This window comes from Enterococcus sp. DIV0175, from assembly GCF_050529075.1.
GTDB lineage: Bacteria > Bacillota > Bacilli > Lactobacillales > Enterococcaceae > Enterococcus_B > Enterococcus_B thailandicus.
Map to the genome: position 1 here is coordinate 1,595,153 of NZ_CP172880.1, position 21,068 is coordinate 1,616,220.

A 21,068-nucleotide genomic window follows, 5' to 3' on the forward strand; every position below is an offset into this window, starting at 1 on the left:
CATAATACACAAAAAAGGTCAGGACGTCATTTCGTCCTGGCCTTTTCTTTTTCTTTCATCCGCATTTTTCCGTCTTGGCACATCGGTAACAAAGGACAAACTTCACACTTTGGATTTCTCGCTGTGCAATGATAACGACCAAAAAAGATCATGGTATGATGTGTTTTCACCCAAAGATTTTCTGGCACTTTTCGCATCAAAGTTTCTTCCACTTCAAGTACACTTGCATTTAATTTACAAATTCGCAATCGTTTAGAAACTCGCTCGACATGTGTATCAACCGCAATAGCTGGAATTCCAAAAGCATCACCTAACACAACGTCAGCTGTCTTACGCCCCACTCCAGGCAATGACATCAGTTCTTCTCGAGTGCTAGGAACTTTTCCATTGAAACGCTCCAATAGTTGTTCCGCACAAGCTTTTATATTCTTTGCTTTGTTTCGATACAGCCCAATCGTTTTGATTTTTGGAATAATTTCTTCGACAGAAGCCTGCGCCAGTGTTTCGGGATCAGGAAATGCTTGAAATAATCCCGGTGTTGCTTTATTTACTGAAACGTCCGTTGCTTGCGCACTCAAAATCACAGCAATCAATAATTCAAAAGGATTTTTATGAACGAGTTCCCCGTGTGCATCGGGAAACATCTTGTACATTTCTTCAATCGCTAACATTGTATTTTCTTTACTTAGCATCTTGTCTTCCTCATCATTTTCTACTTCGTTTCGTTTCTCAGTTCTTCTTCCAACCAATTTGTCAAAGAAACTTTAGGCAAATCCTCTGATTGTGAAGATTGTTCTACTTCTTTTTGTAATAATTGCTGTTTACGTCGTTTTTGTTCTTCCTCAACTTGTTGCTTTGTCCGCAAATTTTTTCGTTCCCAAGATAACAAAATTCGGTCAACATAGTTAAAGCTATACGCTTGGTTCAACACTGCCTCACGCAAAGCAAGCTTTAGTACTTCTGGTTGATAGTGATCTTCTTCTAACCATTGACCAATTCGTTGGAACTCGATTGCAGACAACGGCCGACCAAATTCTTGTTCAAACGAACGGTAAACCGATTGAATTTCTTGCTCTTGTTGATTTTCTTTGGCTTTTGATGCTTGACTATCTAAATACTTTTCAAGTCGTTCATATAACGGAAGTAAATTGTATTGATCCGCTTTTTTACCATCAACAGTAATCGTCTCAATTGCGATAAAGCCACCACTAACCAATCGATTTAAAATTTGATAAACCTGATCTGATTTCAAGCCCATGTTGATTGCTATCAACTGTAAGTCAGGAAAAGAGTCTCCTTCTTGTTGCTTCATGTGCAACTGCAAAACAAACAGAAACTCTTCTGATTCTAACCCCATTTTCCGGTAATTTACGAATAATAAATTAGAAATAGTGGTCTGTCCTGATTGTAGATATTTGGTTAAACTTAGCATGTTCTTTTCCTCCGCTTCAAAATCAGTATACGGAAAAAGAGCAAGTGAAGCAAGTTTGCCTGATTGATTCTTGATTTGACTTCGTTATAAACTGACTAAGGAAGGCACCAAGAATCTTTACCTTACGATTCTTGGTGCCTCCCTCTCCCACTCATTTATCCCCACTGAACAAAGAGTATGATTCATGTTTTTTACAGGTTGATTGCCTCGCCGCCAGTTACACCATAAATTTGTGCCGTAACATAACTTGCTTTATTTGAGGCTAAAAACACATATACTGGTGCTAATTCGGCTGGCTGACCTGCACGTTTTAAAAGGCTATCTTGTCCAAATTCTGGGATAGCTTCGCTCGGTTGCCCCTCATCAAGCTGTAATGGTGTCCAAATTGGTCCCGGAGCAACAGCATTCACCCGAATACCTTTCGGCGCTAACTGCTTCGCTAAGCCAATCGTAAAATTCGCAATAGCAGCTTTAGTAGCTGCGTAATCAAGTAGATGTTCACTTGGATTTGTCGCCTGGACAGAAGTTGTATTAACAATAGCTCCTCCAGCTGGAAGATGAGGAACTGCTTCTTTAACCAAAGAAAACATGGCAATGATATTTACCATAAAGGTATCTTTTACTTGTTGCATCGGCAATTCTTCAATGGATGAACAAGAAATTTGTTGTCCAGCATTTAGAATCAACGTATCAATGCCACCTAATTCAGCTACTGTTTGGCGAATGATTTCCTTAGGTGCTTGCTCATCACGCAAATCAAAAGGCAACAGTACTACTTTGCGACCCGCTTTCTCAATTAGCATTGCAACTTCCTTCGCATCATCTTCTTCTCCAGGAAAAAATTGTAATGCGATATCTGCACCTTCTCGTGCAAAGGCAATAGCAACAGCACGTCCAATACCAGAATCCCCACCAGTAATCAGCACACGGCGATTTTCTAATTGATTGGCCCCTTTGTAAGTTTTTTCACCACAATCTGGTACAGGTTTCATATTTTGTTGGAGAGCTGGTGTATCTTGGTCTTGCTTTGGAAATTTTTCCGTATGGTATAATTTTCGCGGATCTATTAACTTTGGTTCAGTCATACTATTCCTCCTATTTAAAACAAATTTTTCTTCAAAAAAAGCAACTCATACCTAACTACTTTGTGTAATCTTTCGTCAGTAAATGAAGTGCGACCGCAGCTGTTGCTACGGCAGAACCAATTAAAACCAGCAAAAAGCCTAATTCAGAACTTCGTCCCGGTAGTCCACCTGTATTCATCCCCCAGATTCCCGCAATCATTGCTGGAACAGAGATGACCAAGGTTGCTGAATCAAGATACTTCATCAAATGGTTTAAGTGATTATCCATCATCCCACTGAAAAGATTCCCAATACTTTCGAGTAAATCGCGATAAATCGAAATCATTTTTTCCGTCTGTCTTTGTCTTAGTTTCACATCATAAAGCAATTGATCGTCAGCTAGCTTCTCCGCAAAATGATTCACTTCCCACAGTTCATCCAGCGTTTCTTTTTGATCTCGTAATGTATGGTCGATATAAACAATGGCACGCTCTAAATCAGCTTGTTTATAGAGTTCCTCATTCTCAGTGGTCCTGCGTGCGCCTTCATCTAGCGAATCAATTTCTTGCTTCATTTTTTTCAATTCTTTGACAAAGTGCATATAACTATTCAAAATCGTATATGCAATAACTTTTTCAAATGAAATCAGTTCAGTCTGATATTTTTCAACTAAACTTTCAATAAACATCGTTTCGTTTTCGACACAAGTAATCAGTAAATCATCCGAAACGACAAACGAAATTGGCGTTAATCGCTCTTCGATTTTTTGACTATTGCTGGAAAGGTTAAGCAATACCAGTGAGAATGCATTAGCTAGCTTCGTTCCAGGGAGATACTCGACTCTCGAAATCGCCTCAGGGTAAGAAATGCCAATAAAGATTTCTTTAGGTAACTGATATTTTTGTGTGATGTTTTCAATCGTTACTACATCGCTATGATTAATGATTAGCCAATTGCTCTTGGCTTTATCCACCTCTGTTACCTTGTGCTGTTTATCAATAAAGTAATACTTTGGCATTCTTTTTTCCTCCCTTGTGATTTATTTCAGTCTTTCTTTCAAGCGAAACAGTTTCGTTTTCTCCCCCTATAATTAGGATAAACGTTCCAATTTTTTTATTCAAAGGATTTGATTTAAGTTCGTTTTGTCCTCAAAAAATAGTTAGTATGCTTAACAGCTTTCAGTCTACGACTAGCAAATAGAACAGTTCTTGCTAGTAAAGTAAAAAGACCACATAGAATCGTTCCATGCGGTCTTTCGTACTATTTACTTGCTCTGATTATTCATCTGTTTCTAAAACGTAAGGCTCACCTTCATACGTATAACTTGTATTTAATGTGCCATCATTTTCATCTGCATACACACGACGGCTAAATGGGAAACAATGGCTCTTTCCATCCACTGCATTTTCTTTGGCCAAGGTGAAGTGATCTGCTTGTGTCTTATTCAATTCTTCAATCACTTGATCCGCTAACTGATCAATTGTTTCATTATTTTGTTTTGCAAATTTTTGATAATCTTTTAAAAATGCTACTTGTTGGTTAAAGTATTCTTTTTCCATTTGACATTCCTCCAATTTAAACTCCTTCTTTATTTTCACAAAAAATCCGCTAGATTACAACTAATTATACTTTTGAAGCCTTCAAACACGCCCAGAACAAAGAAACACGCCGACAATTCTTCAACTGTTTGTCGGCGTGTTCGTTGTTTATTTATTTTCTGCAATTTCAGCTAAAGCTGCTTGTGCAAGTAAGTTCAAGTAGTTCCAAGGACGATCAAAGTGTGGTTGGAAGAAGAAATCAGATAATGCTAGATCTTCAACTGTCATTTTGTTTTGTACAGCAAGTGACAATGTATTAGCAGATTGTGTAATGTCATATTTCGACATAAATTGTGCACCAACAATACGATTTGTCCCATTTTCATAAACTAATTCCATCAACACTTTTTCAGTTGTTGGCATAAACTCTGGACGATAATTATCTTCAAATAAAGTGGCATGAACATCCAAATTATTTAATGGCGCACTTTCAAGTGTTACACCAGTTGAGCCAATTGTCCAACCAAATAGATATAAACCTGATGTTCCTTGTGTACCACGATAATGCATTTTATTTTCAGTTAAGTTATATCCAATCAACAAACCTTGGCGAACGGCATTTGTTGCCAATGGAATATAATTTTGTGTATTCGAAGGGTTATAGTGAACAACAGCTGAATCACCGGCTGCAAAAATGTCTGGGTTACTTGTTTGCATATATTCATTGACCTTGATTGCGCCGTTTGGCAATGTATCAACTTTTCCAGCAACCAACTCTGTATTTGGTTTAAAACCAACACATAAAATAACCATATCAGCATCAAATGTTTCACTAGGTGTTTTGACTTGTTTTACTTTGCCTTCTTCATCTGAGATAAACTCTGATACATTTTCACCCAAAGCCAAAGTTACTCCACGATCAACCAATTCTTTTTCCAGAACATCTGTGAATGGTTTATCCAAATATTTATTTAAAATACGGTCTAGCCCGTCAATTAAAGTTACTTGTTTTCCAGATTCAACAAAAGCTTCAACCAATTCGATTCCAATATAGCCTCCACCAACGATTACTACGCGTTTTGCATCTTTGGCTTGTGCAATAATTTCATTTGCTTGGTTATAGTTTTTACATAGTAAAATATTTTCTGATTCGATTCCTTTGATTGGCGGAATAATTGGCCATGAACCTGTTGTCATAACTAATTTGTCATAAGAAACTGTTTCAACTTCACCAGTCTTTAAATTTTCTGCAGTTACAGTTTTATTTTCTGTATCAACATCTGTAACATTGTGTTCCATTTTGACTGTCGCACCTAGCCCAGAAAGTTCGTCTGGATTTGAGTAAAACAACCCAGCAGGATCTTTAACTACGCCTCCAACATACAAAGCAATCCCACATGATAAGAATGAGATATTGTCATTACGTTCATAAATTGTTACTTCTGCTTCTGGATGATTATTTAAAATACTTTTTACAGCTGCTGTTCCAGCGTGGGTGCAGCCAATTACAACTACTTTCATGGTAATCCCTCTTCCTGCTAAACTTTTTGTCTTTTGACAATGCTAACTATAGCAAAAATAAAACGTATTCAGAAATTTTATGCTTGTGAATTCACAAGGTAAAATTCGCTTACTTTTTAAAAGGAAACAGGAAGAAAACCTGTTAAAAAAAGCCTCGCGTCGTAGTGTTTGAGACTTCACTAAAAAGAGGATTGTGAAAGCGCAAAAAAATAAAAAACTATTTTAGCCAAAATTCAGATAAAATAGTTTTTTATTGCTTTCTTTTTCACCAAGTATCGCCAAAATAGATTAATTACGTTTTTTCTTTTGTGATACATTTTTTAATTAAACAGACTCACTTGCACGTGCTTGCTGACATTCTGGACACAAGCCATACAGTTCAAGACGATGTTCGTTAATCTCAAAATCAGTCAAACGACTTGCAGCCATCTCAACATCTTCAAGACCAGGATAATGAAAGTCCACGATTTTCCCACAGTTTTGACAAATCACATGGTAATGGCGTGTCGAAGTAAAGTCAAAACGACTTGACGCGTCACCGTAACTCATTTCCTGTACAAAACCAATAGATGTAAATAACCGAAGATTATTATAAACAGTTGCGACACTCATATTTGGAAAACGATGTTCTAACGCTTTATAGATTTCATCAGCTGTTGGATGAGAATGATGTTCGATTAAATACTCTAAAATTGCATATCTTTGAGGTGTGATACGAATATTTTCATGCTTAAGTTTTTCGATTGCCTCGTCTACCAATTTGTTGCCCACATTGACACCTCCTACGTAGTCATTCACATATTATCATACTATTTTTATTTTTTAAAATCTACATTTCATACAGATAAAATTAAAATTCATGCTTTTCTATTAAAAATGTTAAAGTGAACCTAAAGATTAATAAGGTATATAAAAAAGGCCAAGACAAATTTTCGTCTTGACCTTTTTGGTAGCATTGATTTTAGTCCTCTTGATACAATGCAGTTGATAGATAACGTTCACCATTGTCTGGCACAATAACTAAAACTTTTTTTCCTTTACCTAATTCTTTCGCAATTTTTAAACCGGCTGCAATTGCAGCACCAGAAGAAATCCCCACTAAAAAGCCTTCTTGGCGACCGACTTTTCTTGAAGTTTCTATTGCTTCTTCACCAGTGATTGGTAAAATTTCATCGTAAACTTTCGTATCAAGTGTATCTGGTATAAATCCTGTTCCGATTCCTTGAATTTTGTGTGGACCAGCTGGTTTTCCTTCTAAAACTGCTGATTCAGCAGGCTCAACACCGATCACTTTAATTTCAGGGTAAACACGTTTCAATTCATGTCCGGCACCAGTAATTGTTCCTCCTGTTCCAATTCCAGAAACAAAAGCGTCTAACCCAGCTACTCCAAAAGCAGCTTGAATTTCAGGACCAGTTGTCTTTTCGTGGATTTCAGGATTTGCTGGATTTTCAAACTGAAGCGGTAAGAAATAATCATGTTCTTTTGCTAAACGTTCTGCTTCTCTAATGGAACCAGAAATGCCATCAGCTCCAGGTGTTAAAATTAATTCAGCGCCGTAAGCCTTCATTAGCAATCGACGTTCCATACTCATTGTTTCAGGCATTACGATAATCACTCGGTAGCCCTTGGCTGCTCCGACCATTGCTAAGCCAATTCCTGTATTACCAGAAGTAGGTTCAATAATTGTGTCACCAGGTTTCAGACTTCCGTCTTGTTCCGCTTTTTCAATCATGCTTAAGGCAATGCGATCTTTCACGCTACCTCCCGGATTGAAAAATTCCAATTTAACATAAACTTCTGCAGAATCCTCTGGAACTATTTTGTTTAATTTAACGATTGGTGTTTCTCCAATCAAATCAGTAATTGCTTGATAGATTTGTGGCATGAAACTCTCTCCCTTCGACCTGTCTTTACTTCTTCATCATAATACAACCCCATGCTATCTGGCGAATATTTCGTCTTAAAAAATGCGACAAAAAAGTAGTTTAGATCAAATATCTAAACTACTTTTTAAAAAAACTTATCTCAAAACGATTAACGACTTAAGTTATTAAACAGTTAACTCTTGTCCAACCATTAGTGAATAGTCGCTTAATCCGTTTTTCGCCATTAAATCATCAATGGTCATCCCAAATTTTTGGGCAATTCCCCATAATGAATCACCAGAAACAACCGTATAAGTTTGACCTGTTCCAGTTGACTGCGCGCTTTCACCATAACTTGATTGTGTCGTAGATGAAGTCGTCGTTGTGGTCGTGGTTGTTGTCGTGCTTGAAACAGCACCAGTTGATGGTGTGTCAAAACGTGTTAAATTGTACGTACTAATCAATGAGTTTAGCTTATCACCATAAGTTGGGTCAGTAGCATAGCGACCTGTCAAATAAGCTGTAGCATCATAAACGCTTGTCGTATTGCTTTTCCAAGCACCTGAATAGTGATAATCACCAGTTGAAAAACTAGTTGAACGTAGCACATTCGCATGGTCTTGGAATGATTCCCAATAAGAAGAGTATTTACGGAATGGTTCATTCATCGTCACCCATTGACCATTTAAATACTCTTTTGTCGGCATATAAACAACGGCACCATTATAACTTCCTTTAACACCAAATAAGTTATAATTCGGCGCACTTGCTAATCCAGATGTTCCATAAGCACTTTCAAGTAATGCTTGGGCAATCATCACAGAAGCATACAAATCATTGTTGGCAGCAACTTCTGACGCAGACCAACCAATTTGGTTAATGAAAGACTGAGGATCAGTTGTTGTTTGGCTCGCACTTTGTTCATCTGCATGTGCACTTTGTGGTGCTGCTGTAACCATCATTGGCCCAACCAAAAGACTTGTCCCCATTAATGGAGCAATGGCTTTTTTATTAATCACCATAGGTTTCTTCGCCTTATGATGACGGGCGCTACGGGTTTTCAGCTCTTGCATTCGTATTCCTCCTCAAAATAAAAAAACTTTAAATAAAAGTTCTCTCCTTAAAACAAACTTAATTAAATAAATTATACGTTTATTTTGACAAAATCTCAATTTAATCTGAACGTTTTCTACTCATGTAACGAAATTGTAACACTATAGAAATCAAACAGCAATCTTTCTTTACTCAATAAAACAAGCTGGGAATTTACCCCAGCTTGCTTCTTTCATAATTAAATTACTTGTTTTTTATAGTTCTTCGTAGGTTTTTACAACATTTTCAACTGTGAAACCAAATTCTTCAAGAATTTTATTTCCTGGTGCTGATGCGCCAAAATGATTAATTGTAATTGTTGTTCCTTCTGTTCCAACGTAACGTTCCCAGCCAAATGGTGCAGCCGCTTCGATTGCAACACGTTTAGTTACAGCTTTTGGAAGAACACTTTCTTTGTATTCAGCAGATTGCGCTTCAAACAAGTCAAAACTTGGCATTGAAACGACAGAAACGTCTTTGCCATTTTCAGCTAATACTTTCTGTGCTTTAACCGCTAAATCAACTTCTGAACCAGTTGCAATCAAGATACCTTCTGGTGTTTCACCTTGTGCAGGAGAAAGTACATAAGCACCTTTTTTCACCATCTCATCAGCTTTTTCTTTTGTTGATGGAAGAACTGGTAAGTTTTGACGACTCAACACTAAAATTGTTGGTGTTTCTGTTGACTCCATGGCAATTTTCCAAGCAGCACGTGTTTCATTGCCATCAGCTGGACGTACAACATGAACGCCTGGCATGCAACGAACAGAAGCGAGTTGTTCGATTGGTTCATGTGTTGGACCATCTTCACCCACTGCTACTGAATCATGTGTTAGTACATAAATAACTGGTGCTTTTTGAATGGAAGCAAGACGAATAGCTGGACGTAAGTAATCCGTGAATACAAAGAATGTTCCACCATAAATACGTGTACCGCCATGTAATTGGATTCCGTTCATCGCTGTTGCCATAGCAAATTCGCGAACGCCAAACCAGATGTTTCGACCTTCGTAGTTACCTGGTTCGAAATCAGTTTCAGCTGCAACCATTGTATTATTTGAGCCAGATAAATCAGCAGAACCTCCCCATAAGCTAGGAACTGCATTTGAGATTGCTTGAATCATGTCTTTGCTTGACACACGACTTGCTTGGCTATGACCTTCATCATAACTTGGCATCTCAGCATCCCAATTTTCTGGTAGTTTTCCAGCAAACGCATCTTCAAATTGTTGCGCTAATTCTGGATAAGCATTTTTATAGTTAGCAAATTTTTCATTCCATTGTGCTTCTGCTTTTTCGCCATCTTCAACCATTTTTTCGTGGAAACGAGTTGCTACTTCTTCAGGCACTGTGAAATCTGGATAGTCCCAACCGTAAACTTCTTTAGCCATTTTAATGCCATCCGCTCCGAGAGGTGCACCATGAACAGCAGATGTACCTTCTTTAGGTGAGCCATAACCAATAACTGTTTTAACTTCAATCAATGTTGGTTTAGTTGTTTCAGCTTTAGCTGCTTCAATCGCATTTGAGATTGCTTCTAAATCATTGCCATCTTTTACTAAGATATGTTGCCAGCCATATGCTTCATAGCGCGCACCGACGTTTTCTGTGAAAGCTTTTGAAGTTGGACCATCAAGTGAAATATCATTTGAATCATATAAAACGATTAATTTACCTAATTTCATATGTCCAGCCATAGAACTTGCTTCTTGAGAAACGCCTTCCATTAAATCGCCATCACCACATAAAGCATAAGTATAATGATCGACAACATTAAAGTTTTCTTTATTATAAGTTGCTGCAAGATGTGCTTCTGCCATTGCCATACCAACAGCCATGCCAATTCCTTGACCTAGTGGACCAGTTGTTGCTTCAACGCCATCTGTATGATGTACTTCTGGATGTCCTGGTGTTTTTGATCCCCATTGACGGAATTGTTTCAAGTCGTCAATTGTTACTTGATATCCAGATAAGTGAAGTAAACTGTACAACATTGCTGAACCATGACCAGCAGAAAGTACAAAACGGTCACGATCGACCCAATTTCTTGAAGTAACAGGATTTACTTTCAAATGTTTTGTCCAAAGTGCATATGCCATCGGTGCAGCACCCATCGGTAAACCCGGATGACCTGAATTTGCTTTTTGTACAGCTTCAATACTTAATGTGCGGATTGTGTTAACGCCTAGTTGATCAATTTTGTCGAACAAAAGAACCCCTCCAATTTAGGTTTTTTTTACTGTAATTCATTTCATACTCATTTTAGCGGATACAGATCAAAAAATCAATGCTTTTTGGTATTTTTTACCAAAAAGCACACTAACGGTCATGTAAGCCTTTTTCTTTTTGAATTTCTTTTAATTTATCTGGTGTAACATCGTTTCCTTCAGGATCAACAATTTTCATCCCTTCAATATGATGTCTCATACCAGAGCGAAAAGCTGTTAAATATTCTTCTCTCAATAAGATTTGTTCTTTCTCTTCTTCTTTTGAAAGTCCCTCAGCTTTTTTCTTTTTGGCTAATTCATTAATACGTGCAATTTTTTCAGGTGATAACATTATCAGCCCTCCTTTTTCTCTTCTTATATTATATAAAAAAAACAAAAAAAACAACTAGGTATCCATATTTAGATACGAACATTTGTTTGAAACAGCGCTTTTTATGTGGTATTATTTAAATATTAAGTGAAAGAAGGTGTACTTTGTGGCCCGACAAACTGAAACACGACAAATCGAAGTCTTACGTTATATCCACGAACAAGTAACCCGAAAAGGATACCCACCAACCGTTCGCGAGATTGGTGAAGCTGTTAACCTTTCTTCAACATCAACTGTCCACGGACATTTAGCACGATTAGAAAAAAAAGGATTTATTTTGCGCGATCCGACAAAGCCACGGGCAATCGAATTAACGGACTTAGGTTTAGATCAGATTGGAATCAAGCCATCGACTATTCCAATGCTTGGCGTTGTTACAGCTGGTGAGCCGATCCTCGCTGTTGAAGACGCCTCCGACTTTTTCCCTGTACCACCAAATTTAACTTCAGAAGAAGGCAGTTTGTTCATGCTAACCATTCGGGGCGAAAGTATGATCAACGCAGGGATTTTAGACGGAGATAATGTTATCGTCCGAAAACAAGAGAGCGCTAAAAATGGAGATATTGTCATCGCTATGACGACAGAAAATGAAGCAACTTGTAAAAGGTTCTATAAAGAAAAAGATCATTTTCGTTTACAACCTGAAAATGATTTATTAGATCCAATTATTTTAGATGAGGTAGCCATTTTGGGATTGGTAGTTGGTCTCTATCGTAGCCATATTTATTAACATGATTCATTCAAAGAATTGTAGAAAAATTTCTGCAATTCTTTTTTTATTGTTCTTCCCTCTTTACAAACCGAACAAACATTCGTATAATGATTTTACGAACAAACGTTCGCATAAATAAATGAGGTGAGAATTCATGAAATCAATTAGACGTATTGGCTTGGTATTACTGGTTTTATTCTTAGGTATTTTGATTGGCAATTTTGGGATCCAACCGGCATTGATTATTTTTCTTCCGTTATTCACATTGTGGTTTATGTTGTGGGACGAAAAAAAATATCGTCAAGCCGAACAGCGTAGGCTTCATGAAGAACATTTCTATCATGAACATTACTTACGCTCTCGGCAATCTTGAAAGAAAGACCAACGTAAATAATCGTTCGTTACACCTATCTACTGGCTATCATATTTAAGGCAATTGCTCGTTTTCTACTTTGGATTAGCCAAAGTATTCATTCGATAAGATCTATTACTCTTTTATCAAAAAGAAAAAAGACTGGGACAAAGCGAAAGATTCAGTCGTTCTTAACACATTTTTCAATTTAAAAAAGCCTAAAATCAACGTTTTAAAAACGAATTTTAGGCTTTTTCTATTTAAGCTATTTTTGTTTAAGTTCCTTTTTGTATTTCTTAATTAGTTGACTATTTTTTTAACTCCCACGATGCATCACTACCTGGTACAGATTGTGTCCACCATTTAGCAAGATATTGTTTGCCATTATAGTTCACTAAATCGCCAGCGACATAAGTTCCTCCTTTGTAATAATCCACGCTTCCGTCTTCGTTTTTAATTATTTCTTTTTCCCAGACTTGTGCGGATCCTGGAGTATCTCCTTTTGTCCACCATTTTGCAGTGTAAGTTGTTCCTTGATAGCTTACCTTATCACCTTTAACGTAAACTGCCGTTGCTGAATAAGCTGGAATACTTTCTTTTTCTTTAACCGTGACTGTAATTGTTTGTGTTGTTTTTTCACCTTTACTATCAGAAACTGTATACGTGAGAACATTCGCGCCCGCTTTTGAAGTATCTACATCTCCTGTCACAGCTATTTTCGCGGTCAGGTCACCATCTTCTTGATCGTTTGCCGTTACGCCCGCCAATTTATCAAAGTTTGTTCCAACTTCAATTGTTTGATCCTTTAGACCAGAAAAAATTGGTTTCGTATTTGCATTTGGATCAACCACAGTAATCGTCCGAATCTTTTCTGAATGATTCTTCTGACTGTCTGTCACAGAATATGTTACTTGGTATTCACCAACTTTCGCAGAATCAACTGTTCCTGTTGTCGTAATTTTAGCAGTTAGGTCGCCATCTTCCTGATCAATAGCTGTCACACCTGCTAGTACATCAAACGAGTCATTCAACTCAATTGTTTCATTTGTTGCTCCTTTAATTACTGGTGCTTGATCTCTTACACCTAAATCTCCATCAAATTCACCCATAATTTTTGAAAATTCATAGGTTTCTTGCTCAAGTCCTGTATTTTTTAAATCTTCATTCAAATCGTTATCCCGATTCAACGACCAAAAAGAAAGCATTCCAATTTGTTTTTCGTTTGCATAAGCTAACAAAGCTTTAGCATCCGATTGAGTAAATGTTTCATTTGCTTGACTTGATTTTCCTACCCATGGTGTTAAACCAATTTTCTGATAAATTTGTGAATCCGTTAGGTCTTGATTAGCATCACTATAAATTCGTTTTATTTGTCCAGCTAAACTCTCTGATGCTTGTTCGACATATGTATGGTATGTATCTGTTGGTCCTGTAACAAATGACGGGCCAAAACACATCGTCATGATATTTACACCATGAACATTAACCTTTTTCTGAACAGCATCTTGTAGTACGTTATACGCGTCATTGTCTGTCCCTTCGCCTACTAAACCAGTCGGTAAAACAGGGAATGTGTACCAAACGTCAGGAGCTTCGTCACCTAACTTATCTTGCATGATCTTGATTGCATCGTTATTTCTTTCCCAAGCTTCTTTGTCTCGAACGTGAGCCCCTTCAATATCGAAATCAATCGTTGTTAATCCATAATGCTCGACAATCTCAATGTATTTATCCGCAAGTTCTTCAGCGTTATCATAGACATCTTGAAGCGGCGTTCCGTTTTCACCACCAAAAGAAACCAATACATCTCCACCTTGTGCGCGGAACTCTTTGATTTGATTAGCAAATGCAGTGACAACTGAACCATTTGTTCCGGTGCCATCTACATTATAATAGCCGCCAAAAGAGGCCGTCTTCGGATTACTTGGGTCCGATACAATAAAACCAATATTTGCATAACTGATGTTTGATTTCTTCACTTCTTGACCAAGAGGATACAATCCTTGATACCCATTCTCTCCGTTATACCATAAACCACCATCAATGTACGGCGCAAAAACCTTCTCGCCCCACTTCACACCCTGTCCTGCATCAACACCTGCATACGGAGTATTTGGATCAACATTTGGATCAATCGTTGGTTCAAATGGATTAGCAGTAACACCTGCGTTAAGAGTAACTGAACCATCAGAAGCAATTGTTCCTACTTCTTCCCAGCCAGTTGAAGTTGCTTCACCTGATCCTGGCGCTACATCTGTAGCCCCATTTTTCCACCAAGTTGCTGCATAAATTTTACCATTGTGTTTGACTTGTTTTCCTGTTGTGTCTGAACTTCCAAATTCTGTTAACTTTGTGACTTCTGACCATTCCGACCATGCCTCTTCTGTTAAACTTGTTGTTGCTTTTGAACTCGTTTTTTCTTCAGCACGAACTTGGATAATCGGCTGGATTGTTGAGACAGCAAGCCCACCTAACATCAATCCACAAATGAGCGGTGATGCTACCTTTTTTATTAGTTGTTCTTTTTTCAATAAAATCATTTCCCTTCAACAAACTATTTTACAAATTATTTTCGATGAATGTTTACGCATGTTTTGATCCCGGGTTTCAAAAAATGAGTGAAACAATATCTGTTGTGAATATTAATGGACTCTGCCATGCTGAGCAACCCCCAAATAATGTCAGTAATCCGACATATTTAGGGTGTTTTTTTTGTTCAAAATCCCTTTATTTGAAAGTTTTCATTATTGTAAATGCTCTCTTTAACAACACTCCTCAGTAAACTAGTTAAATTGTCATCAAGTGAAGATTTCCTTTTGCTAGCACTCTTTCTATCCTTACAAAACTATGGACATTCACCTCTATTTTCACTATTCTTAGAAGCAATCAATCAACCTTTTTTAGAGTTTAGCGTGAACTTGTTAAGAAAGTTTCTTATCAAATTTCACACAGGCTTTCTTTTGCCAACTGTTTTTTGCTGAAATGAACGAAAATAGAATGAACTCACAAAAAATGTATCGTTATAATATAAGTGTTAATTATGTATGAAAGAACAAGTTGATTACGAGTCATTTTCTTTTATTTTTTCATTGAACCCAGAATAAAATTATTTAATACATCAAAAAAGATCTTCAGAAAAGATCAGACATTGTGTCTTAGTCATTTCTGAAGATCTACTTTTTTCTATTAGTATTCCATCAACGTAATGATGTCATAGCCCTTAATTTTATCACGGCCATGTAAGTCCATCAATTCAATCAGGAATGCACAACCAACAACTACGCCACCTAATTTTTCAATCAGTTCGATCGTTGCTTTGATTGTTCCGCCAGTTGCTAACAAGTCATCACAAATCAACACACGTTGACCTGGTTGAATCGCATCTTTGTGTAAAGTCAATGTATCTGTTCCATATTCAAGGTCATAAGTTACTTCAATCGTTTCACGAGGCAACTTTCCTTTTTTACGAACTGGTGCAAAACCCACGCCCAACTCATACGCTACTGGACAGCCGACAATGAATCCACGCGCTTCAGGTCCGACAACCATGTCAATCCGTTTTTCCTTTGCATAATCGACGATTTGTTTTGTTGCTTCACGATATGCATCTCCATCTGCCATTAGCGGTGAGATATCACGAAAAACGATTCCTTTTGACGGATAGTCCGGAATACTGGCAATATAATTTCTTAAATCCACTGTTTGTTTCCTCCTAGGTTGTTAACCATTTCTTAATGGTAGGAATATCACTTAGTAGTAAAAATTCCTCAACTTTAATTTTCTTTAGTCGCTGTTGATACAGAGTGCTTTCAGTCAACGGGTGACTTTCTGGATGGGCGACTTTTTGCAAAACACCATCGTCTATTGTAACAAATTTCAATTCAAAAAACACCTGAATCATAAAAATTAATAATTTTTCTGGAATTTTTAAATACTGCGCGACTGCTTTTGTTTTATAGCGAATATCAACTTTATCTTGTGTTTTAATAAACTGAAACAAGCGAGCATATTGTTCTCTCGAACCAACTCCATTAAGATAAGCTTCCTGTGAAGAAATACCCAATAAATAAACTCGGCTAAACGTTCCCGCATGAAACACAGCTTTCAGCTCATCAAGTTCTGTTGGGCAATCCACTAATACAAGCGATTCTGGTTGATTCGTTTCCAGCCAACTCTTCATTTGATCCATTTCTGTAAAAGTAACTATTTGTTCACGAATACTTGGGGAGACCTGTTTTTTAACTGTCTCGTCAAATGCTAGATAACATGTTTTTTCTGGTAATGCTACGTGGTCACGGAATCGTTTTGCACGCCAATCAAACACTTGAAGTCCTTTGACCTCGAAATCAGAAACCAATAATTGTGCTTTTTTTCGACCATTCCATTCATTAACTGAGAGTTTCCCAACGATATCAAGTGAATCATTTAACAGTTCATTTTCTTGAGAACCAAATCCAAAAGCAACTGCATCTAGCTGCTCCCCCTCATCTGTTAAAACGAATTTCAAATGTTGTTGATTTGCACCAATCTTTTTTACTTGTGTCGCAGTCACTTGTTTGAATAAAAATTGTGGTACAGGATTATCGGTTCCAAAAGGTGCTAACAATTTCAACTCATCTAATAATGTCAAAGAAGCATCTTTAGGCGAAAGCACCTCATCAATTTTCATCGCTGGTCCTTTCGTCAGATCAATCTGATTTTCTTTCACATACTCATTCATTTTTTCTTGCAACAACTCAATGTTCTCTTGAGGCATAGTCAAACCAACAGCTGCATGATGTCCACCAAAATAAGTAAATAAATCTCTCATTTGATTCAACATTTCATAAAGATTCAAGGCCTCTACACTACGCCCGGAACCCTTGGCAGATCCATCTTCTTTTAAAGTCAGTACAATCGTGGGTTTACCCGTTTCGTTCATAATTTTACCCGCAACGATTCCCAAAACGCCTTCGTGCCAGCCATTATTCGCTAATAAATGGATACTGTTAGCAGGATTTACCATCGCTAATGCTTCTTGAGTAATTTCTTCAACAACGCTTTTACGTTCTTCATTGATTTCATTTAATTTTTTTGCTTGTGTTTGAGCAACTTCTTCGTCAAAAGTCGCCATCAGTTCCACGGCGGGGTTAGGATCACCCATTCGACCAATCGCATTCAAGCGTGGTGCGATGGAAAAACCAATAGTCGTTTCATCAGCATCTTTCATTTTTGCTCCACTTTCAGCAAACAATGCTTGTAAACCAATTCTTTCTGAATGGCGAATAGCATCAATTCCTAGTGAGACTAAACTGCGATTTTCCCCAGTTAGCGACACTAAATCAGCGATTGTTCCAATTGCAACCAAATCTAAAAATTCTGCTGGTGCTTCTTCCAACAAAGCTGTTGCAACTTTGAAAGCCACTCCTACACCTGCTAAATCAGTAAATGGATAATTTCCATCTGGGTGTCGTGGGTGAACGATTGCGAAAGCATCTGGTAACACTGCCGGCATCTCATGGTGATCGGTTACAATAACGTCAACTCCGACACTTTGAGCATAGGCAATTGCTTCATTCCCAGCAACCCCATTATCAACGGTAACAATCAATTGTGTCCCTTGATTAATTTTTTCTTCATAGACAGCTTGGTTCGGTCCATAGCCGTGTTCAAAACGGTTAGGTAAAAAGGCCTCTACTTCTGCCCCTAGTAATTCAAGTGTTTCTTTCATAATTGTCGTACTGGTGATTCCATCGGCATCGTAATCGCCATACACAAGAATCTTTTCGCCACTGATAACTGCCTCTTGGATTCTGCTGATTGCTTTATCCATATCATGCATCAAGTACGGATCATGTAATTGTTGTTCTTTTGGATATAAAAACTGTTTGATTTCTTGTTCTTCCTGATATCCGCGCTGCCAAAGCATTCTGCCAATAAAAGGAGATAAGTTATGGTTATTGATTAGCTGAAAAAAAGCTTCAGGTGGTTCTTCGGCACTTAATTTCCAATCATAATTTGCTTGCTTCACTGTCTCACTCCTAACTTAGTTATTATAGCAAACGAAACCGACAAAAAGAAGAGGTGGAAAAGAAGGGTGTGGCGCAAAACGCTTGGCTCCGACAAGATAGCGCGTAAGCACTCAAAATAGCTTTCCATATTTTGTAGTGAGTGCAAGCTATATCGAGGAGTTGTTTTGGGAACATCGTAAATAAGGTTGTGGTTCCAAGCGGTCAGCTTCGAAAAAATAAAGAGCAACTGCTAAAAATAGACTTTCATATTTTTAAACAGTTGAGAGTTATTGTGAGAAGTTGCTTGGGGAACACCGTAAATAAGGTTGTGGTTCCAAGCGGTCAGCTTCGAAAAAATAAAGAGCAACTGCTAAAAATAGACTTTCATATTTTTAAAAAGTTGAGAGTTATTGTGAGAAGTTGCTTGGGGAACACCGTAAATAAGGTTGTGGTTCCAAACGACCAGCTTCAAGTAATAAGGAAACTTTTCTAAAATGAGAATAAAAGCTTATTTTAGCTTTAGCTAGCACCTAGATGACTTTCCCCTAAACAAGCACAAAAGGAGCGCGACTTCGTCACACTCCTTTTCTAATTCAGTTTGACTAACTGATTAATCAAAATAATTGAAGCTTTGTTGTGGAGATTGAGCTCCGTCTTCTTTGGTGTCACCAGTCTCTTCTAATTGACTGATTTTCACCGTTTTCGCTTGTAGTTCTGCTTGGTAAGCGGCCTCTAATTCTGCCCGTTCATTACGAAATTCGCGTTGTTGTTCTTCTTTTGCTGTCTCAATTTTTTGCTGTACGCTACTTTGATATTCAGCAAGTTCCTGTGTTAAGTTTTTGATTTCTTTTTTTTGTTGCCACAAACTAGCTGAAGCTGTTAAAAAGACGATCAAAGCGCCAATCAGTGCTGAACCAATAATAACTAAAATTAATGGCGCTGAAAATGAAGCAAACCCCAGACTCACCGGAACTTGTTCAATGTTGAATACTGCAAATAAAACAATCACTAATACTAAAAGAAACCCTAAAATCACACTGCTTTGTTTTTTCATTTTTTCACCTACTTTTTATTAAAAATTCCCCCAGCTAAATAATCCCCAATGTGTGGGAAAAGCGTATAGAATTTGGCTGCGATTTCCATGATAACTGGTTGGTTGATTTCACGTTTTGGATGACTCATATTCCGCACAATTTGTTTTGCTAACTTCGTTGGATCTAGTACGATTTGTCCTAAGTTAGCTAAGTATTCTCCGCTTGGATCTGCTTTATCGAAAAATTCTGTAGCAATTGGCCCTGGATTAACAGTCGTGACTGCGACCCCAAATGGTTTTAATTCCAATCTCAATGCATTGGAAAAACCAATCACAGCAAATTTAGTTGCAGAGTAAATCGTTGATTTAGCTGTAGCCATTTTCCCTGCCATTGAGGCTAGATTAATGATGTGCCCACTCTTTCTTTCTGCCATATCAATTGCAAATTTTTGCGTCAAGACCATCATACCTAACACATTAACCTCAAACATATCATAAGCTTTTCCTAAATCAAATTGTAGGAAATCTTCGAAGATGCCAAAGCCAGCATTGTTAACCAATACGTCCACTCGACCAACTTCTGTCATCACTTTTTCATACAGGCTTTCAACGCTTTCTGGATTGCTAACGTCCACTTGAAAAGCATAGGCTTCTTTGCCACTCAACTCTTGACACTTTGCTTTTACTTCTCCAATCAACTGAATCCGTCGAGCACAAGTAATCACGATAGCTCCTTGTCTTGCTGCTTCATAACAGATTTCTGCACCTAATCCCGCAGATCCACCAGTCACCAATACCACTTTATTTGCTAATTTCATGACAGTACCTCCTCGTCTCTAAATGGAATATCAATCACATCGAAATCTTTCATAATCGTTGTGTTTGGAAAAATTTCTTGCGCTTCTTTTTCCAGCTCAAAAGCTGCTTTACCAACATAACGAGCGCTAATATGCGTTAACAACAAACGCGCTGTCTTCGCTTTTGTTGCAACTTCTGCTGCTTGATGAGAAGTTGAATGAAAATAATTATGTGCCATTTTCGCTTCATTTTTGTTAAAGGTACTTTCATGGACTAATACGTCACTATTTTTGGCAAGTTCAACGGCATTAGCCGTCTTTCTTGTATCGCCTAAAATCGTAACAATCCGCCCTTTTTTATCAGGACCCACGAATTCTTTGCCATTAATGGTTGTACCATCTTCTAGCTGAACTGTTTCTCCGCGCTTCAACTGACCATAAACTGGACCGGCAGGCACACCTAATTCTTTTAAGCGTTCTACTTGCAACTCGCCCTTATGATCCTTTTCGACTACGCGATACCCATAACTATCAATTCCGTGATCTAATTTCTTTGTATACACTGCAAACTGTTGATCTTTAAAGATTGGTTCATCTTCATGTACTTCAATAAATTTCAACGGATAACTTAAACGAGTTTGTGAAACAGATAGTGCTGTCTTAACAAATTGCTCTACCCCTTTTGGACCATAAATTTCTAATGGTGTGTCTCCACCTTGAAATGAACGACTACTAATTAATCCTGGTAAACCAAAAATATGGTCGCCATGTAAATGCGTAATAAAAATCTTTTCGATTTTTCTTGGACGAATATTTGTACGCAAAATTTGCATCTGTGTGCCTTCACCACAATCAAATAACCAAATTTCATTACGTTCATCTAATAGTTTTAATGCGATACTTGTTACATTTCGCTGCTTCGCAGGTACCCCTGCACCTGTCCCTAAAAATTGTAATTCCATAATCTACCTGACTTTCTATGAGTTCCCTCTAATTTTAGGGGAAAATGCACGGATAAGCAACCGAAAAAGACAGAGAAAAGTGCCTCAAGTACACTTTTTCTCTGCCAGA

At 37.7% G+C, this 21,068-nt stretch carries 19 protein-coding genes; 2 read left to right on the plus strand and 17 right to left on the minus strand.

What is annotated here, in order from left to right; all coding sequences use genetic code 11:
• Positions 1-26 precede the first annotated feature (26 nt).
• From nth to IGJ76_RS07525, 11 genes are all read right to left on the minus strand, one after another.
• The gene (gene nth, locus IGJ76_RS07475; RefSeq protein WP_067482306.1) at positions 27-692 is read right to left on the minus strand and encodes an endonuclease III; all 666 of its coding nucleotides are present in this window, start codon (positions 690-692) and stop codon (positions 27-29) included.
• A 20-nt stretch (positions 693-712) separates the two neighbouring features.
• A complete protein-coding gene (locus tag IGJ76_RS07480; RefSeq protein ID WP_071868979.1) occupies positions 713-1,432 on the minus strand; it encodes a DnaD domain protein in 720 nt (239 codons plus the stop codon).
• Between the two features lie 191 nt (positions 1,433-1,623).
• Positions 1,624-2,517 (minus strand): SDR family oxidoreductase, encoded by an 894-nt coding sequence (locus IGJ76_RS07485; RefSeq protein WP_067482310.1) that lies wholly within the window; start codon positions 2,515-2,517, stop codon positions 1,624-1,626.
• A 55-nt stretch (positions 2,518-2,572) separates the two neighbouring features.
• On the minus strand, positions 2,573-3,514 hold the full coding sequence (locus tag IGJ76_RS07490) for a magnesium transporter CorA family protein (RefSeq protein ID WP_067482312.1): 942 nt from the start codon (positions 3,512-3,514) through the stop codon (positions 2,573-2,575).
• Between the two features lie 259 nt (positions 3,515-3,773).
• Positions 3,774-4,055, minus strand: a complete 282-nt coding sequence (locus IGJ76_RS07495; protein ID WP_429941378.1) for a DUF5960 family protein — start codon at positions 4,053-4,055, stop codon at positions 3,774-3,776.
• Positions 4,056-4,202: 147 nt separating this feature from the next.
• A complete protein-coding gene (locus IGJ76_RS07500; protein WP_067482316.1) occupies positions 4,203-5,555 on the minus strand; it encodes an NADH oxidase in 1,353 nt (450 codons plus the stop codon).
• A 324-nt stretch (positions 5,556-5,879) separates the two neighbouring features.
• A complete protein-coding gene (gene perR / locus IGJ76_RS07505; protein WP_067482318.1) occupies positions 5,880-6,326 on the minus strand; it encodes a peroxide-responsive transcriptional repressor PerR in 447 nt (148 codons plus the stop codon).
• Between the two features lie 190 nt (positions 6,327-6,516).
• Positions 6,517-7,443, minus strand: coding sequence for a cysteine synthase A (gene cysK, locus IGJ76_RS07510; RefSeq protein WP_218657838.1), 927 nt, complete (start codon positions 7,441-7,443; stop codon positions 6,517-6,519).
• Between the two features lie 165 nt (positions 7,444-7,608).
• Entirely contained in the window at positions 7,609-8,496 is an 888-nt protein-coding gene (locus IGJ76_RS07515; RefSeq protein WP_067482322.1) for a glucosaminidase domain-containing protein, read from the minus strand.
• A gap of 234 nt (positions 8,497-8,730) precedes the next feature.
• Positions 8,731-10,725, minus strand: coding sequence for a transketolase (gene tkt / locus IGJ76_RS07520; RefSeq protein ID WP_071868981.1), 1,995 nt, complete (start codon positions 10,723-10,725; stop codon positions 8,731-8,733).
• A gap of 109 nt (positions 10,726-10,834) precedes the next feature.
• The gene (locus IGJ76_RS07525) at positions 10,835-11,074 is read right to left on the minus strand and encodes a DUF896 family protein (RefSeq protein WP_067482326.1); all 240 of its coding nucleotides are present in this window, start codon (positions 11,072-11,074) and stop codon (positions 10,835-10,837) included.
• Between the two features lie 145 nt (positions 11,075-11,219).
• Here IGJ76_RS07525 and lexA point away from each other — a divergent pair, with 145 nt between their 5' ends.
• Together lexA and IGJ76_RS07535 are read left to right on the plus strand one after the other, a co-directional pair.
• Complete coding sequence (gene lexA / locus IGJ76_RS07530) at positions 11,220-11,843, plus strand: transcriptional repressor LexA (protein ID WP_067482328.1); 624 nt, start codon at positions 11,220-11,222, stop codon at positions 11,841-11,843.
• Between the two features lie 136 nt (positions 11,844-11,979).
• Positions 11,980-12,198 (plus strand): hypothetical protein, encoded by a 219-nt coding sequence (locus IGJ76_RS07535; RefSeq protein WP_067482330.1) that lies wholly within the window; start codon positions 11,980-11,982, stop codon positions 12,196-12,198.
• 287 nt (positions 12,199-12,485) lie between these two features.
• Here the strand turns inward: IGJ76_RS07535 and IGJ76_RS07540 are convergent, their stop codons facing one another.
• From IGJ76_RS07540 to rnz, 6 genes are all read right to left on the minus strand, one after another.
• The gene (locus IGJ76_RS07540; RefSeq protein WP_071868982.1) at positions 12,486-14,717 is read right to left on the minus strand and encodes an immunoglobulin-like domain-containing protein; all 2,232 of its coding nucleotides are present in this window, start codon (positions 14,715-14,717) and stop codon (positions 12,486-12,488) included.
• Positions 14,718-15,363: 646 nt separating this feature from the next.
• Positions 15,364-15,876, minus strand: a complete 513-nt coding sequence (locus tag IGJ76_RS07545) for an adenine phosphoribosyltransferase (RefSeq protein ID WP_067482334.1) — start codon at positions 15,874-15,876, stop codon at positions 15,364-15,366.
• Positions 15,877-15,889: 13 nt separating this feature from the next.
• Complete coding sequence (gene recJ, locus IGJ76_RS07550; protein ID WP_218657839.1) at positions 15,890-18,187, minus strand: single-stranded-DNA-specific exonuclease RecJ; 2,298 nt, start codon at positions 18,185-18,187, stop codon at positions 15,890-15,892.
• A gap of 590 nt (positions 18,188-18,777) precedes the next feature.
• Complete coding sequence (locus IGJ76_RS07555) at positions 18,778-19,221, minus strand: LapA family protein (protein WP_067482338.1); 444 nt, start codon at positions 19,219-19,221, stop codon at positions 18,778-18,780.
• Between the two features lie 8 nt (positions 19,222-19,229).
• Positions 19,230-20,018: an SDR family NAD(P)-dependent oxidoreductase gene (locus IGJ76_RS07560; protein WP_071868984.1), complete on the minus strand. Its 789-nt coding sequence runs from the start codon at positions 20,016-20,018 to the stop codon at positions 19,230-19,232.
• Positions 20,015-20,959 carry a ribonuclease Z gene (gene rnz, locus IGJ76_RS07565; RefSeq protein ID WP_075491705.1) on the minus strand — a complete coding sequence of 315 codons (945 nt, stop codon included), beginning with the start codon at positions 20,957-20,959 and terminating at the stop codon, positions 20,015-20,017. Before rnz ends, IGJ76_RS07560 begins: the two co-directional genes overlap by 4 nt.
• Between the last annotated feature and the right edge of the window lie 109 nt (positions 20,960-21,068).

Coding starts and splice junctions, on each gene's coding strand:
- nth (WP_067482306.1), bottom strand. CDS start 692: ATGCTAAGTAAAGAAAATACAATGTTAGCGATTGAAGAAATGTACAAG.
- IGJ76_RS07480 (WP_071868979.1), bottom strand. CDS start 1,432: ATGCTAAGTTTAACCAAATATCTACAATCAGGACAGACCACTATTTCT.
- IGJ76_RS07485 (WP_067482310.1), bottom strand. CDS start 2,517: ATGACTGAACCAAAGTTAATAGATCCGCGAAAATTATACCATACGGAA.
- IGJ76_RS07490 (WP_067482312.1), bottom strand. CDS start 3,514: ATGCCAAAGTATTACTTTATTGATAAACAGCACAAGGTAACAGAGGTG.
- IGJ76_RS07495 (WP_429941378.1), bottom strand. CDS start 4,055: ATGGAAAAAGAATACTTTAACCAACAAGTAGCATTTTTAAAAGATTAT.
- IGJ76_RS07500 (WP_067482316.1), bottom strand. CDS start 5,555: ATGAAAGTAGTTGTAATTGGCTGCACCCACGCTGGAACAGCAGCTGTA.
- cysK (WP_218657838.1), bottom strand. CDS start 7,443: ATGCCACAAATCTATCAAGCAATTACTGATTTGATTGGAGAAACACCA.
- IGJ76_RS07515 (WP_067482322.1), bottom strand. CDS start 8,496: ATGCAAGAGCTGAAAACCCGTAGCGCCCGTCATCATAAGGCGAAGAAA.
- IGJ76_RS07525 (WP_067482326.1), bottom strand. CDS start 11,074: ATGTTATCACCTGAAAAAATTGCACGTATTAATGAATTAGCCAAAAAG.
- IGJ76_RS07535 (WP_067482330.1), top strand. CDS start 11,980: ATGAAATCAATTAGACGTATTGGCTTGGTATTACTGGTTTTATTCTTA.
- IGJ76_RS07540 (WP_071868982.1), bottom strand. CDS start 14,717: ATGATTTTATTGAAAAAAGAACAACTAATAAAAAAGGTAGCATCACCG.
- IGJ76_RS07555 (WP_067482338.1), bottom strand. CDS start 19,221: ATGAAAAAACAAAGCAGTGTGATTTTAGGGTTTCTTTTAGTATTAGTG.
- IGJ76_RS07560 (WP_071868984.1), bottom strand. CDS start 20,018: ATGAAATTAGCAAATAAAGTGGTATTGGTGACTGGTGGATCTGCGGGA.
- rnz (WP_075491705.1), bottom strand. CDS start 20,959: ATGGAATTACAATTTTTAGGGACAGGTGCAGGGGTACCTGCGAAGCAG.